The sequence below is a fragment of the Streptomyces sp. NPDC059679 genome, assembly GCF_042734105.1.
GTDB lineage: Bacteria > Actinomycetota > Actinomycetes > Streptomycetales > Streptomycetaceae > Streptomyces.
Genome location: NZ_JBHWES010000036.1, coordinates 1,352 through 17,886 on the forward strand (window position 1 = coordinate 1,352; position 16,535 = coordinate 17,886).

Here is a 16,535-nt window from a genome sequence, read left to right on the forward strand (position 1 = left end):
TCATCGTTCTGAGCCGTCATCGCCCTCGTCGCTCTCCGATCCCTCCTCGGCCCCGTCGTCCAGCTCGGCGAACAGCTCCAGGGCGTGCTCGTCGGGGAAGAGCCCGTCGCGCGCGACGTGGGCCCGCAGCTCCTCCTCGGTCAGCGGATAGACGTTCCGGTACCGGTACCAGCCGTCCACGTAGTCCGGGACCCCCGGGTGGGCGACCTCGTCCAGGGCGAGCTGGGCGCCGGCCATCACCTCGTGGAAGGTGTGGTCGCCCACGTAGGCCATGGTGCTGACCAGCCCGGCCCTGATCAGGCCGAGGTCCACGGGGAAGCCCGTGAGGTCCGACAGCCGGGCGACGAGCGTCAGGATGTAGTGGGTGCTGCCCGAGGTGCCGGTCAGCACCAGACCGCCGCTCTCTTGGGAGCGCTCCTGGAGTCCGGCGGACATCGGCAGCTCGTCGGACAGCCCGGCGGGCCTCCAGAGCAGTGTCCCGTCGCTGTCCCTGACCGCGATCCGCCGTTCGTCCTGGCTGAGCGGGGGCTGGACGTCCTCCGGCCGCAGCGGCGTTCGCACCACGGCCACCAGGTCCTCCACCTCTTCAGCTATGGCCTCCTCGTCGACGCCCGCCGCGACGAGGTCCGCCTCCTTCTGCTTGTAGCGCTTGTACGCCTCAGTCTTCCTCCGGTCGTCGCGCTCCCCCCTGATAACGGGATGTCTGGGCACGCGGCCACCCATGAGGTCGGGGATGAGTCCGTTGGCCGACCCGGCGAAGAGGAAGTCTGCCCGCTCGCGCAGATTCCCCGATTCCACGACCCTCTGGAGGCTTTCGAAGGACGTCCCCACCGCGCCGTTCTCCGACGGCAGTTCGCTGCCGAACTTCCGGTAGTCCATCCCGTTGTGCAGGACAAGGGCCCAGAACGCCTCCGCCACCCGCGCGAACTCCGCGTTGACCCGCTCGTCGGCCGCCAGGTACGCGGCCAGCCGCTCCTCGTACGCGAGGGCCTCCTCGGCGTAGCGGATGCGCGCCATGTCCCAGGCAGAGGCGGGGGGTGCCTCGGGCAGCGCCGACCGCTCGGCCGACGCGGACCCCTCGGGCGCCTCGGGGCCGCCGTGGAGCGACGGCGGCATCTTCGCGTGCGGCGCGACCGGAGCCGTAGTGGACGGAGCCGTAGTGAGGACGGCAGGCCCGGCGGGCCCGGAGCCCGGGAGCGGGTACGGCCGCGGGGCCGGGCGCGCGGCGGGACCGACGGGCGACGGCGGGGTCTCCGGCTCCGCCTCGTACCAGGCGGGGCCGGTGTCCGCGCCGGACAGCGCGGTGAGCACCGGGTTTCCCTGGTCGTCCTTGCCGGACAGGTTCGTCAGGTCGTCGGTCCACCCCACAGGACGGCCCAGCCCCTGCGACAGCAGCCACGCCACCGCCTCGATTCCGGGAGCGGGCCTTGTGTGCGAGAGCAGGACCCGGGTGCCCCGCGCCTTGGCGGTCAGGACGGGGTCGTTCGCCATCAGCTCCAGGAACTCGGCGACCGGGATCCGGAACTCCTCGTCCGCGATCATCAGCACGACCACGTCCGGATCCAGCTCGTCCATCTCGATCCGCACCAGGTGGGGGACCGGCCCGGCCGCCTTCCGGTCCAAGTCCTGGCTCCGCCACGCCGCGTCCACCAGCCCGCCGGGCGTACGGATCTTCGCCAGGTTCACCCGCGGCCACGACTCTCCCGTGAAGTCGCGGCCGCTCCCCCGGACCCCGTCCATGACCGTGTCGCTGCCGGTGACGGCGAACGCCCGGTTCGCCTCCAGGGCGTACGCGGCCGCCACGTCCGGGTCGGACGCGTCCCGCCCCACGGCGAACGCCCGGGTGAGCATGGCCCGCGCTTCCCCGCGTTCCGGCTCCTCGACGCCGGAGTCCGGGTCCGGGTGGAGCACCCGCCGGGTGAGGGCGTTCACGTCCACACCGGGTGCGGTCAGCAGGTCCATGGTCTTGGTCCACGCCCACAGCATCCGCAGCCGCTCCGCCTCACTCAGCGCACGGGGTTCGGGCAGATTCAGGACGGTGGCGGCCTCGGACCTCGCCTGATCGCCCTGCACCCACTGCGCGCCCAGCCGCACCACCGGCAGCCTCACGAAGTCCCATGGCGTGTCGACGCGTTCGCCGCGCGGGCCCCTCGGCCGCGCGGCCCACCACTCGGCGGCCGCGACCAGCGCGTCGCGGGCGACGTCCTGGTCCACCTCGGCCCCGGGCCCCGCATGCGCCGCGATCACCCGCCGCAGCAGATCCAGCGTCAGCGGACCCACCCGCCGGAACTCCGGATCAGCCAGCCACATCTCCTCCACCGCCACCACACCCCGCAGCAGCCCCCCGAAATCAGGACGGTCCTCCACATGGACCCCGAACATCGACTTCAGCGCCAGCACCGCGATCAGCGTGCGCTCCCGCACCGCCGCCCGCACCGCCGCCGACACCGGACCAGGCCCCGAGTGCAGCCCCGCCATCACCGCATACCGGTCCAGCTCCGCGCCCTCCGGGTCCGGCCGCTCCAGCACCCACTCCCGGGGCCGCCCCCGGGGATCGGTGAACAGGGCCCGAGCGTACTTACCGTTCGGCTCAAGCTTCGTCTCCCCCTCCGGACCGTAGGGGGCGCGCATCCAGCGCCGCGCCGACCTCGCCATGCGACGCGACACGGACAGCTCCCGCAGCGGGTCGGCCACGAACACCGCGGGGTCGTAGGAGGACGGCAGGGTGGAACGCGGCCCGTCGCTGTCCCCGGGAGACCCGATCCAGCAGATGGGAAGGTCGATCCAGCGGTGCTTGGGCCCCCGGGACACCAGCCACGTCACGAACGCCACCGCCTCGTCCCCATGGAGGAACCGGTTGACCACGCTGTCCCCGCTCCGTACCGCCACCATCAGGTAGTCCGGGCCGCCGTGCGCGCTGATGCGGACCGCGTCGGCCTCGGGGAACGGACTGCCCGCGGGGCCCGGACGCGGCAACTCGCGCTCCGGTGAAACGGTCTGCAAGGCGACGTGGAGGTCGACGTACGTCGTCATCCGGTCGCTGCGGCGATCCAGCTCCTCGAACTTCTCCGTGTACTCGGCGGGGGCGAACGAGGAGTAGCCCACCTGCTCCCCGGTCGCCTCGCTGACCACCGGCCACAGCAGCACATCGCGGTACCAGCCGGGCACGCTCTCGTCGAGCACCGGCCCCTCGCCGGGCCGCAGCGGGAACCATGTGCCGACGGGGACCCCGGGCCGTCCGGCGACCGTGTCGATGCCGACCGTCCCATCGGTTCGGACGTTGACCACCGCCTCACCGCTGTGCGGCCACACCACCTGCCCCGTACGGTCCGCCAGCTCCTGCAACAGCGCGCTGTAGCGGCCCGCGAAGGGGACGGCCAGCACGATCGGGGTGCCCGGCGGCAGTTCCGCCCGCGCCACGCGCGCCGCCACCAGCTCCACGAACTCCTCGACGTCCACCTCCAGCGTCGAACGGTCCGGCAGCCGCACCAGCGCCGTGCCGTCACGCCAGCCGGCCCCGACGACGTACGGCCGCTTCTCCTTCGGCCACGGCGTCTGCCGCCTGGGGCCACCGACCGGTGTCAGGGAACCGTCCGGCCGCTGGGTCAGGACCTCGGTCCGGTCCGAGTCCAGCTCCACGGCGCCCGGCCCCAGCAAGTTCAGCCCCGGGACCCGGTGTCCGTCCCACGTGAAGTGGCCACCGCGGTCCGACCCGATCGCCGCCAGCTTCTCCACATGGAACGCCCCCAGCGCCGCCAGGCTCCCCGCACGCCCCTCCGCCTCCGCGTCCCGCACCAGCCCGAACAGCTTCGTACGCACCGACTGGTCCACCCGCGCGTCCTTCGGCAGACGCAGCACATGGCGGGCCACCACGTCCAGGTCGAACCGGCCGCTCCGGAACCGCAGATCCCGCCCGTGCAGAGCCTCCAACAGCCGCTCCGCCGCCGCCTTGTCCGGGGCAGAGGGCGCGGCGGCCGCCTCCGGGGCGAGCATGATGGGAACCTCGACCGCCTCCGGGGCGAGCATGATGGGAACCTCGACCGCTTCCGAGGCGAGCGCGATGGGGATCTCGGCCGTCTCCGGGGAGAGCGGGGCGGGGGATTCGGCCGTCTCCGGGGCGGGGGACGCGGGCATCCGCGGATCTACCGGCGCGACGAACACCCGCGAACCGGAGTCCCCCCGCACGGACGTCAACGGCCCCGCCACCGGTGCCCGCAGCCCCGCACCGTCCGCACGCTCCACTCCGTCCGCACCGGAAGCCCCGGCCGCCTCCGGGGCCACCGCGGCGGGTACGTTCCAGCGCCGCCGCAGGCCCAGTCGGCGCCGGAGCGTGTCGGCGAGGTCCGCGGCGGACCGCAACGCGGCCTCCGCGTCCGGTCCCCCCGCCAGCAGGTGATCGGCGACCGATCGCACCGCGCCGCGGAAGGCGTCCCCGGCGTAGCGCGAGTCGGCGAGCACCGCGTGCGGCTCCACCGGCAGCACCAAAGAAACGGCGGCGTCCCAGGCCCGGGCGGCGTCCGTCTCCATGGCACCACCGGGCGCCGTACCAGATGCCGCGCCCGCCGCACCCGCCGCATCCGCGAAGTCCGCGTACGCCGACGCCCACAACCGCCGCGACACGTTCGCCGCCACGGCGTCCAGCCCGTCAGCCCACGGACCCGGCCGCACCATCAGCACCCGGGCCAGCTCCACCGGCGACAGCGCGTCCACCGGCACCCGGCCGTGCACCGGCATGACGCCCGCGGCACGTACGTCGGTCTCGGCCAGGCCGTCGCCCGCGCTCGCGGCAAGCCGCTCCGCGACGGGCGCCACGTCCTGGTCGGTCAATTCCCCCGCGAGCCACCGGCGTTGGGCCTCGTCCCTCGGCACGGCCGGGGCCTCGGCGGCGTCACCGGTAGCGGCACCCGGCGCCCCGACCATGACATCCAGCGGGACACCCAGGGCCCGCGGCCGCGCCTCGGCACCCTCCGGCCGCTCACGCGCCGACTCGCCCCCGGCCCGGTCCGGGTCCACGTCCTGATCCAGGTCCGCCATCAGCGTGTCCTCGCCGCTCGCCCGCCCGTGCGCGTCCCACGCGGAGGCGAGCGCGGCCTCGGAGACATCGGGGGCGGCCCCGGTGGCGTCGACGGCGTCCTCGCCGAGGGACTCGACCGGGGTGCGGGGAGGCGTGAGCGGAGGCGTGGGGGGCGCCTCCTTCGACGCGGCCGGGGTACGGGCCTCCGCCGCACCGACCCCCCGATCGACGGAGCCCGCCGCCGGGGAGGCCGGCACCGATCCGCCGGCCGGGGCGCCGCGGGGCGTAGCCGGGGCCGGGGTCGCCGGGGGCGCCGCAGCCGGGGGCGTCGCGGGAGCGGCAGGCCCGGCGGACTTGTCCAGCGGTGCCGGGACCGGGCGCGGGGCGGGACCGACGGGCGGCACCGGGGCCTCCGGCACCGCCTCGTACCAGTCGTCGGACCCGGTGAGCACCGGGTTGCCCTGGTCGTCCGTGCCGGACAGGTTCGTCGGGTCGTCGGTGAACAGCACGGGACGGCCCAGCCACTGCGCCAGCGACCACGCCACGTCGCCGATGCCGGGAGCCGACCTGGCGTGCGACAGGAGGACCTTGGTGCCCAGATTCCTGGCCGTCAGGACGGGGTCGTTCCTCATCACCACCCGGAACTCACTGACGGGTATCCGGAACACATCGCCGTCGATGTCCAGCTCGATGATGTCCGGGTCCTGCGGGTCCGCTTCGATCCGCACCAGATAGGGGGCCTTCTCGGTCGCCTGCTGCTTCCGGTTCCGGTTCCGCCACGGCGCGTCCACCAGACCGCCGGGCGTACGGATCTGCGCCAGGTTCACCCGCGGCCACGACTCCCCCGTGAAGTCACGGCCGTCCCCCCGGACCCCGTCCATGATCGTGTCCCTGTCGGTGGCGACGTACGCCAGGTTCTCCTCCAGGTGGTACGCGCCCGCCTCGTCCAGGTCGGACGCGTCCCGTCCCACGGCGAACGCCCGGGTGAGCACGGCCCGCGCTTCCCCGCGTTCCGACCCCCCGACCCCGACGCCCGGGTCCACGTGCAGCACCCGCCGGGCCAGCGCGTCCACGTCCACACCGGGCTCGGTCAGCACGTCCATGGCCTTGACCCTCGCCCACAGCATCCGCAACCGCTGCGCCTCACTCAGCGGATCGGAGCCGGACAGGCCCAGGGCCATGGCGGCCTCAAGCCTCGCGTCATCGCTCTGCACCCACTGCGCGCTCCGCCGCACCCTCGGCAGCCTCACGAAGTCCCACGGCATGTCCACGCGTTCACCCTGCGGGCCACGCGGCCGCGCCTCCCACCAATCCACCGCCGCCTCCAGCGCATCGCGGGCGGCATCCTGATTCACCCTGCCCCCGCGCCCGGCATACGCCGCGACCACTCGCCGCACCAGATCCAGCGTCAGCGGACCCACCCGCCGGAACTCCGGATCGGCCAGCCACATCTCCTCCACCGCCACCACACCCCGCAGCAGCTTCCCGAAGTCGGGGCGGTCCTCCACCCACACGTTGAACACCGACTTCAGCGCCCGCAACGCGATCCGCGTCCGCTCCCGCGCCTCCGCCGACACCGGATCGGGCCCCGAGTGCAGCCCCGCCATCACCGCGTACCGGCCCAGCTTCTTCCTCCTCGGCTCCGGCCGCAGCAGCTCCCAGCTCCGGGCCCGCCCCCGGGGATCGGTGGTCAGGGACCGCACGTACTTGCCGTTCGCCGTCGTCTCCGTCTGCGGGCCGTAGGAGACACGTCCCCAGCGCCCCGCCGCGTCCACGATGTGCTGCCCCAGAGACAACTCCCGCAGCGGATCGGCCACGAACACCTCGGGCTCGAATCCGGATCTCCCGCTGGGATCCGGCCCGTTGCTGTCCTTGGGGGAGGCGAGGCTGCAGCAGGGGAAGTCGATCCAGCGGTCCTTGGGCTGCCGGGACACCAGCCACGCCACGAACGCCGGCGCCTCATCCTCATCGAGGTAGTCGACGTGGAAGCGGTCCCCGCTCCGCCACACCATGACCAGGTAGCCCGGTATGCCATGCCCGCTGACGCGGATGGCGTGGGCCTCGGGGAACGGGCTGCCCTCGGGCCCCGGACGCGGCAACTCCCGCTCCGGCGAAAAGGTCTTCAGGACACGGTTGTGGTCGACGTACGTCGTCATCCGTTCGCTGTGGCGCTCGTTCCTCTCGAACCACGCCGCGTACTCGGCGGGGGTGAACGAGGAGTAGCCCATCTGCTCGTCGGTCGTCGCACTGACCATCGGGAACAGCACCACATCGCGGTACCAGCCGGGCACGCTCTCGTCCAGAACCGGCCCCACGCCCGGCCGCAGCGGGAACCAGGCACCCTTGGGAACCCCCGGCCGCACGACGACCGTGTCGATACGGCCCTTCCCGTCGGGCAGCTGGCTGACCTTGACCTCACCGCTGTGCGGCCACACCACCAGATCCGTACGGTCCGCGAGGCGTTGCAGCAACGGGCCGTACCGGCCCAGGAACGGAACCGCCAGCACGATCGGAGTGCCCTGCCGCAGACCCTCCCGCGCCACGTCGGCCGCCACCAGCTCCACGGCCTCCTCGACGTCCACCTCCAGCGTCGACCGGTCCGGCAGCCGCACCACCACCTTGCCGTCCTTGCCGCCGCCCCCGACGACGTACGGCCTCGTCCTCGTCGGCCACGGCGTCACCCGCCCGGCGTCGCTCCAGTCCGTGTCCAGCTCCAGGCCGTCCCACTCCAGCCAGTTCAGACCCGGAACGCGCTGTCCGTCCCACCTGAAGTGACCGCTCTGAGGCGCCCCGATCGCCCCCAGCTTCTCCAGGCGGTACGCACCCAGCTCCGCCAGACTCCCCGCGCTCCTCTTCCTCTTGGCTTCCCGCACCAGCTCGAACAGCTCAGCACGCACCGCGTCGTCCACCAGCGCGCCCTCCGGCAGCCCCAGCACATGACGGGCCACCGCGTCCACGTCGAACGGACTGCTCCGGAACCGCAAGTCCCGCCCGTGCAGAGCCTCCAACCGCTCCACCGGAGTCTCAGCGGGCCGCACGGGCCGCACGGCGAGCGGAACGGGTCGCGTGGCCGTCGGCGGGGCAACCGGCTTGGTGAACCGCGAAATGCAGCCCCCCTTCATGGACATCACCCGCTGCGGCGCCCATGCCGACAAACCGGCGTCGGTGGCCTCCCCGGTGAGCGGCCGGGCGGCGGGGGGTTGTGCGACCCCCGTGGCAGCCCCGGGCGCGGACGGCGGCGGGGAGGCCGGTGCGGCCGGTGCCTCCGTCAGCGGGATACGGACCGCTGTGGCGCCGGTGTCCGGCTCGTCGGGCACCAGCAGCAGACCGGAGGAATCCGCGGACAGCGTGTACGGCACGGTCGGGAAAGCCTCCAGCACCTCGACCGCGTTGCCCGCACGCCCGATCCACCCGCTGTCCCCATACAGCAGCACACCGCTGGGCTCGTGCAGGAAATCGGCACCGAACCGCCGCCAGCCCTCCGGCTCCAGCACCTGCCCCACGCCATCGGGACCATCAGGACCGCCGGGAAGCCGGACCCGGCCCGCGTCACTGACCTCGTAACCCAACGGCTCCGAGCGGGAATCCGACCGGCGCTCGAAGCCGAACCACTCCTCCCGGTCCTTCCCCTTGCCCACCGACGCCCCGGCGGACGACCCGGCAGCCGCCTCGGTAGCCGCCTCGTCGGCGGGCACCTCCGCCGGCGCGGCAGACCGCGGCCCCGCCACCGTCACCACACGCCCGATCGGCCACCCCGCCGCCAGCGGATCCACACCCGCGTCCGGCGAACCGCCCCGCAAACCCCCCACACGCGAACCCAGCCGCCGCACATCCGGCCACCGCGCAAGACCACGACGCCCAGAGCCTCCCGGCCCACCGGCCGAGCCCGCCCGGCCCACCGCCGAGGACTCCCGCGACTCCGGGGCTTCCTCCCACGCCCGCCGGGGTTCGTACCGCGGCGTCAGATCGACATCGTCCAGCTCCAGATCCAGCCCCGCCCGGTCCGCGGCCTTCTGCAGGAGCACCGGCAGCGCCGCCTCCAGTGACGGAGCAGGCTGTCCGAGGGCGGCGAAGTGCTCATCGACCAGGGCCCGCAGACGGCGCCAGATCAGCGGCGAAGCGTCACCCCGGTCGGCCCGCCACTGATCCAGCGCGTCGAACCCACGCAGCACAGCCTCGAACGCCGCCTCGTCGTTCTCCAGCACCGGCCCGTACACCAGCCGGACCGCCCGCCACCACCGCCGCACATCCCCGGCCCGGCGCCGATCACCGGTCACCCGCTCAGCCCGTACGGCCAGTTGGACCGACGACGGCTCCGGACGGAACCCCACCAGCCGGTCGCCCTCCGCCAACTGAAGCCGCACCACGGGCTCCTGCCGGATCACACCGTCGTCGTCGCCCGCCATCTCCTCGACACCCGAGGCGAACCCGAACTCCAGGCCCAGGGCTGAGGTCCACACCCCCCGGTCGAAACCGGTGCCGTTGGCCAGCATCTGACCGGCCACCGGCCACTCCAGCGGATCACGGCCGGCCGCGTACGGGCCCGCCACATCCGCACCCGCCACCAGCACATCCGTGTCCCATGAGGCCGCCGTCAACTCCGGCGCACGCGCGAAGAGGTAATCGATCGCCCCCTTGTAGCCGAACGCCACAGCCGAAACACCCGAGCCGTCCTCGGACCGCACCGGCAACCGCGCCGCGGTCCCATCCCCGTCCAGACCGACCAGGAACACCGGGCCGAACGGCGCCTTCTTCCACGGGCCCTCCGACACCGCCACCGGCGTCCCCGCGCCGCCGTCCGGCTGCTCCCACCGAACCTCCGTGACGTGGGCCACCTCCGGCAGCAGGCCGTAGGACTCCTGCCGCCCCAGCCACGGCCCGCCCCCGCGCAGCGACACCCCCACCGGCGCGCCCGAACGGTTCCAGTGCTTCACGTGCCACATCCGGTCCACCGGAACCGGGGTCCCGTCCAGCGCCACGATCTCCGACTTCCACCCGATCGCGGCCGGTGTCGGCGCCTCGCGGAGAACCTTCAGCGCCTTCTCCGCACCCCTGACCGCCTTCGCGACGTCCCCGCGCTCACGGGCGGGCACGGTCCGGTTCTCCAGGAGCGCGGACGCGTCCCGCACCACCTCGGCCATCAGCCGATACATCGGATCGGTGGTGGGCAACGGGGTGCCCAGGGCGTACCGGCCCAGCGCCTCGGCCGATGCCTGTGCGCCCCGCACGGTCAGCAGCCGCCGCGGCGCGCCGTCCACGTGCGGCACGCCCTCGACGGCCAGCCGCAGGAACCGGGAGAACTCCCGCACCACCCGGTTGTCCAGGATCCGCTGCACGGACCGGCGCAGCTCCTCGGGGGACAGCGGGACCGAGGCCGCCACCGCCCGCCGGTACAACCGCTCGCTGAGGGCCGCCAGTTCGGCGTCGGACCCCTCGATCTGCTCCTCGGTCATCAAGAGGCCGTCCACCCCCAGCTTCCGGAACTCGCCCAGCAGCAGCGGGACCGACAGCCGACCGCCATCGGTGTCCAGCGGGTACTCCGCCATGCCGAGCGTCTCTTGCGGGGTGGTCTGCCTCCCCTCGGACGTACGCCCCGTCAGCGCGGCGGTCACCTGCTCACGTGGGGAGGGCGAGTCGTGACCCGCCGTGTCGAAGAACCCGTCCGGGACGGCCTCACCCTGCTTGTGCCGCCGGAAGTAACTGTTCAACGCCGCCCTCAGCTCGTCGTGGACCAGCTTGCTGAGCGCGTCGTGATCCTCGTCGAGAAAACCTCTCGTGTCCGGCCGCAGCGCCCGGCGGGCGCTGTCGATCGCGTGCCGCAGCGGCACCGGCAGCAGGTTCTTGAACAGCTGCTGCGGGGGCTTGCCCGCCGCCGGCTGGGCGGCGGCCTGGTTGAACATCTGCCAGGCGTATCCCCACACCTCGTCCACATCCGGGATGGCCGACAGGAACGGCATGAACCTCGCCGGTACCTTGCCGCCACCCATGATCCGGGTCACGAGTCGCCGGGCGGCCCACTGCCCGGTCTGCCGCCCCGCGAGGAACAGATCCAACACGTCCGGCCCCAGCACCTGCCCGAGGGCGTGGTCCTGGGCTCCCCTGAAACCGAACGCCGGGGTGCCCGGAGTGGACTGGTGGTAGGAGCGGCCGTCATACCCCGCACCGGGTGGATGGACGGTGACGCCCTGGCCGAGTTCGGTGATCTCCCACCCCGGAAGGTCTCCCAGCAGCTCCCGCAGCAATATCGGACCGCCCCGCTCGGCCGTACGCGCCAGCCGGTCACGCACCAGCCTCCGCTTGGCCGCCCCCTCCGCCCGAGTCTGCCGTCGCTCACCCGGAATCGAGACCGCCGGGCCGACGACGACCTCCGGGATAGGACTGGTGGCCATGACACTCCCCGGGGGCCGGGGCGCACCGACGTCATGGAGCCGCTGGGTGGCGGGGTCGTACCAGAAGGGTGTCGTGTCGAGGACGATCTTGATGCCGGGAGCTTCCGCGATGACCTCCCCCCGCATGTCGGGCGGCTCGTCGGGGTTCTCCGGGATGGGGACGCCGAGCCTCCGCAGGACATCGGGGAGGAAGGGGACGGTGAGCGGATAGCGGTACTCGGTCTCGGTGCCGATGGCCCCGTACTCGTCCCGCACCGCCCCGTCCAGCAGCGCGTGTGCCACCGACGACGACTCCGTGAACGGCTCCAGCGCGTCCGCCACCACCCGCCCGGACGGGCCCACCACCACCGCCCGCGCGTCGAACAGCAGCCCCACGTCCGGCGGACCGTCCAGCACCCGGTACCCCTCGGGCTTCGACGGGTCCACCCACACCACACCATCCGCCGTGTGGTACGCGGCGAACGCATGCCCCAGCCCGTCCTCCGGCCGCCACCCCCGCTCCGACGACACCGACCCCGGCCGCCGCGCCAGCACCAGCGCCACCGAACCCGGCCCCACACGCCCGGCGTCCCCGGCGTCCCTGGCCTCACGCAGCGCGTCCACCACCGCGGTCCATGACCCCACCCGGCCCCACCCAGGCCCCACCACCAGCCGGGACGCCGCACCCGGCCGGTCCAGCACCGAGTCATCCACCACGCCGGCGGCCCGCACACCCGACGGAAGCATCCCGCGCGGATGCAACCCATCCCGCAACGCGGTCAACAGCTCCAGGCACCGCCGCTCCGACACACCCGGAGGCACCCGCGACGCCACACCATCCACCCGGCCCGCCAACTCCCCGCGGGTCAGCACCCGGGGAGCGGAGCCCGGGGCAGCAGCCCGGCCACCGCCCCGAGCCTCCGGGGGCCGACTCGTCGTCACCGGTACAGCCATCGTGGGAGCGGCAGGTCTGGTGGGGCTGGAGTTCGGGAGCGGGTACGGCCGCGGGACGGGGTGCGGGGCGTACTCGATGGCTGACGGGCTCGCCACCTCCGCCCGGTGCCAGACGACGCCGGAGGCGGCGAGCACGGTGAGCACCGGACGTCCGTCGGCGTCCTCGCCGGACAGGTTCGTGGGGGTCTCGGTGAACAGCACGGGACGACCCAGTTGCGCCAGCCGCCCGGCCACCTCGTCGATGCCGGGAGCGGGCCTTGTGTGCGAGAGGAGGATCGAGGTGCCCGGTTCCTCCAGGTTGGGGTCGTTCGCCGTCAGTTCCACGAACTCACCGACTGACATCGGGAACTCACGGTTGTTGATGATCAGCAGGACGGTGTCCGGGTCGTGCTCGTCCAGTTCGATCAGCGCCAGGTCGGGGGGCGGGTCCTCCTGCCGCCACGGCGTGTCCTCCAGACCGCCGGGCGTACGGATCTGTGCCAGGTTCACCCCCGACTTCGACTGTCCCGTGAAGTCGCGGGCACTCCACTCGACCCCGTCCAGGACCGTGGCCATGCCCGTGTCGGTGAACGCCCCGTACTCCTCCACGAAGAACGCGGCCGCCACATCGGGGTCGTACGCGTCCCGCCCGACCGCGAACGCCCGGGTGAGCACGCCCCGCAGATACGCGACGTCCTGCGGTTCGACGACGAAGTCGGATCCCAGGTGAAGCACCCGCCTGGCCACCTCGTCCACGTCCACCCCGGGCCCGTCCAGCACTTCTCCGGCCTTGACCCGGGCCCAGAACATCCGCGACCGCTCCGCCTCATCCAACCGGCGGTCGGGCCCGGACAGTTTCAGGGCGGTGACGGCATCGGCCTCCGCACCACCGCCGTTCAGCCATCCCGCGGCCTGCCGCACCACCGGCAGATCCACGAAGTCCCCGAACGACTCCCCCGCCACCCACGCCGACCTCGCCTCGGCCAGCACCCGGCGGACGACGTCCTGGTCCACGTCCACCACGGACGCGGCCTCCGCACGCGCCGTGATCACCCGCGACAGCAGATCCAGCGTCAGCGGACCGGCCTGCCCGAAGTCGCCATCGCCCCGCCACATCTCGTCCACCGCCGTCACCCCGCGCAGCAGCGCCCCGAGAGCGGCACGGTCGTCCTCCACATAGATCCCGAACATCGACTTCAGCGCCCGCAGCGCGTCCACCGTCCGCACCAGCGCCTCCGCCGGCACCGGGCCGGGCCCCGAGTGCAGCTCGGCCACCCGCGCCAGCTCCTCCAGACCCGCGCCCTCCGGCTCCGGCCGCAGCAGATCCACCCCGTGAGCCCGCCCCCGGGTGTCGGTGAACAGGGTCCGCACGTACTTGCCATTCGCCGGCAGCGGCCACACCTCCTGCGGGCCGAACGACGCACGCGCCCAGCGCTGCGCCCGGTTCACGACGCGCTGCCCCGGAGACACCTCCCGCAGCGGATTGGCCACGAACACATTGGGGGTGAAGCGGGACTTGCGGACGGGGCCGGGCCTGTTGCTGTCCCCGGGGGAGCCGAGCCAGCAGCCGGGGAGGTCGATCCAGTGGTCCTCGGGCAGCCCGGACACCAGCCACGCCACCCACGCCGCCGTCTCCTCCTTGTCAAGGAAACGCTCGACCACGTCGTCCCCGCTCCACACCGCCACCACCATGTAGCCCGGCTCGCCATGCGTGGAGACGCGGTACGCGTGGGCCTCGGGGAACGGGCTGCCCTCCGGACCCGGACGCGGCAGCTCGGACTCCAGGGAGTACGTCACCGCGCCCTGGTTGAAGTTGACGAACGTCGACGCCTGGTCGAGGTGACGGTCGCCATCCCCGAAGCCACTCGCGTAGTCGTCGGGGGCGAACGAGGCGTCGCCGATCCGCTCTCCGCTCGCCTCGCTGACGACCGGGAACATCACCACGTCCCAGAACCAGTCGGGCACGCTGTCATCGAGAACCGGCCCCTGACCCGGCCGCAGCGGGAACCAGGCCCCCTCGGGAACCTCCGGCCGCCCCGCGACCGTGTCGATGCTGCCCTTCCCGTCGGGCAGCGGGGTGACCTTCACCTCACCGCTGTGCAGCCACACTTCCATGCCGGTGCGGTCCGCGAGCCGCTGCAACAGCAGACGGTGACGGCCCAGGAAGGGCACGGCCAGCACGATCGGGGTGCCCGGCGGCAGTTCCGCCCGCGCCACGCGCGCCGCCATCAGCTCGATGAACTCCTCAAGGTCCGCGTCCCGCGTCGACCGGTCCGGCAGCCGCACCACCAGCCTGCCGTTCGGGCCGTGCTTGCCTCGAAGCCAGTCGGCCCCGGCGACGTACGGCGCCTCGTCCACCGGCCACGGTGTCTCCAGCGCGGTGGTGTTGCCGAAGGCCAGGGAACCGTCCGGTTGCGGGACCCGGACATGGCTCCAGTCCGTGTCCAGCTCCAGGGCGTCCAGGTCCCCCATGACGTCAGGGCCCAGCCAGTTCAGACCCGGAACCGGGTGACCCCCCACCGTGAAGTAGCCGCCCTGAGCCGGCCCGGCCGCCCCCAGCAGCTTCTCCAGGTGGAACGCGCCCAGCGCCGCCAGGCTCCCCGCACGCCCCTTCGCCTCCGCGTCCCGCACCAGCCCGAACAGCTCCGCACGCGCCGCGTCATCCACTGACGCGTCCTTCGGCAGGTGGAGCACCTCACGGGCCACGGCGTCCGCATCGAACGCCCTGCCCCGGAACCGCCGTTCCCGCCCGTGCAAAGCCTCCAACAGCCGCTCTGCCGCCGCCTCCTCCGGGGACTGCGCCGCGGCCGTCCGCACGGCGGGCGCGACGGGTGGCACGGCCGACCGCGGGGCAGGCGAGGCGGGCGGCGTGGCCGACTGCGGAGCACGTGCCGCCCGTGGCGCGGGCATGCGCGAGGCGACCGGTGCGGCGAAGACCCGCGGAGCGGGGTCTCCCGGCCCGGCGCCGTCCGCGGCGGGCGCGTCCCAACGACGCCGCCCCAGACTGGCCCAGTGGTCGTCGGCCAGCGCCCCCGCGGAGCGGATCGCGGCCTCCGAGTCCGGGCCCCGCTCCAGCAGGTGCTCCGCGACCTGGCGCACCGAATTGCGGTACTCCTCGACGGCGTAGCGGTGGTCCGACAGCGGCGCGTGCGGCTCCGGCGGCAGCACCAGGAAGACGGCGGCGTCCCACGCCCGCGCGACATCCGCCGCCACGGCACCCTCGGGTGCCGCACCCGCGAAGGCCTCGTACGCCGACGCCCACAACCGCCGCGACGCGTTCGCCGCCGCCTCGTTCAGCTCCTCCGTCCAAGGACCGGGCCGCTTCATCAGCGTCCGGGCCAGCTCCACCGGCGCGACACCCGCGGCACGCACCTCGGCCGTGCCCGGATCCGTGCTCTCGCTCGCGGTGAGCCGCTCCGCGACAGACTCCACGTCCGCCTCGGTCAGCTTCTCCATGATCGGCCGGCGCTGGGAGTTATCGCTCGGTACGTGCCGCGCCTCGGCGGCCTGGCCGGCGGCGGCCCGTGCCCCGGCCAGGGCGTCGAGCGAGACGCCCAGGGCCCACAGCCGCGACTCGGCGACCTCCACGTCCTCCCGCACACGCCGCCACTTCTCCCGGGCCCGCACGACCCGCCGGTCCCGCGACATCGGCCCGGACAGGGACGCGCACGCGGCGTTGAACTCGGCGGAGGCCTCGACGAGCGCGCTCCACGCCCGCGCGTGCCTGTTCCACGCGAGGACGAAGACCAGGTCGGCGGAGTCGGTGGCGTCCACGGCGAGTGGCCGGGCCCCGGGGAGCTGCGCGAGCCCACCGGCGGCCCCGGACCCGGACGGCAGCGGAAGGACCGGGCCGGCGGACACGGGCACCTGCGGGGCGACCAGGGCCGTCGGCGCGTCCGGCTGCGAGGCAGGGGACGCCGGTGACGCGGGCACCGGCGAGACGGGCGAGAACGGCACCGGCGAGGCGACCGGTGCGGCGAAGACCCGCGGAGCGGGGTCCTCCGGCCCGGCGCCGTCCGCGGCGGGCATGTCCCAGCGCGGTCGCAGGCCCAGTCCGGACCGGAGGTCGTCGGTCAGCTCCGCCGCGGACCGCAGCGCGGCCTCCGTGCCCGGCCCCGACGTCAGCAGGTGTTCGGCGACCTGGCGCACCGCATTGCGGTACTCCTCGGCGGCATAGCGGTGGTCCGACAGCGGCGCGTGCGGCTCCGGCGGCAGCACCA

General features: G+C 73.6%; 1 protein-coding gene (cut by a window edge). It reads right to left on the reverse strand.

Annotation, left to right across the window (positions count from 1 at the left end; translation table 11 throughout):
• Nucleotides 1-16,535 carry the 3' portion of a lonely Cys domain-containing protein gene (locus ACFV2X_RS31775; protein ID WP_385623088.1) on the reverse strand. 38,944 nt of this gene lie beyond the right edge of the window, so 16,535 of the gene's 55,479 nt are visible here — the last part of the coding sequence; its start codon lies beyond the right edge, outside the window — the gene reads right to left on this strand; it ends in the stop codon at nucleotides 1-3.